Origin of the sequence: Rhodococcus sp. B10 (assembly GCF_011770055.1) — a bacterium.
In the GTDB taxonomy this organism is placed as follows: domain Bacteria; phylum Actinomycetota; class Actinomycetes; order Mycobacteriales; family Mycobacteriaceae; genus Rhodococcoides; species Rhodococcoides kyotonensis_B.
This window is the reverse complement of the sequence record NZ_JAAFYV010000096.1, coordinates 1-447: the sequence shown is the minus strand read 5'-3', so window position 1 is coordinate 447 and position 447 is coordinate 1. Positions and strand designations below refer to the sequence as shown.

Annotated in this window: 1 protein-coding gene; it reads right to left on the bottom strand. The window is 69.8% G+C overall.

Translation table 11 applies throughout. The features are described from left to right. The coding region (locus RhoFasB10_RS25805) for a serine hydrolase (RefSeq protein WP_167679341.1) at positions 1-447 on the bottom strand (447 nt) is incomplete at both ends.

Sequence of the window (447 nt, the reverse complement as noted above, 5' to 3'; positions counted from 1 at the left end):
CAGCACGGCGATGTCGTTGCGCGTGTCATCACCGTTGCTGCCGGTCTTGTCCCCCACCCGCCAGCGCTTGCCCAGCCCGGCGCGCAGGCAGGCATCGCCGGTCTGGTTGTCGATGAGCCAATCGGCGAACTGCCGGCGCGATGCAGGCTGCAGGCCATTGCCCACCGCGAAGCGGGCCAGGCTGGTGGCCATCGCGGCCGGGCTGGTGGTATCGCGCGGGTCTCCCTTCGCGAACAGATTCACGTCCGGCTCGTTGCGGTCATTGCGGGTAATGCTGTCGCCCTGCCCGCGCAGGAATGCCGTCAGCGCCGACGGCCCGCCCACCACCTCCAGCAGCAGGTTGGCCGCCGTGTTGTCGCTGGTGGTCAGCGTGCCCCGGCACAGGTCGCGCACGGTCAGATCCTTGCCCACGTGGCGGCGCACCACCGGAGCGTAGGACAGCAGATC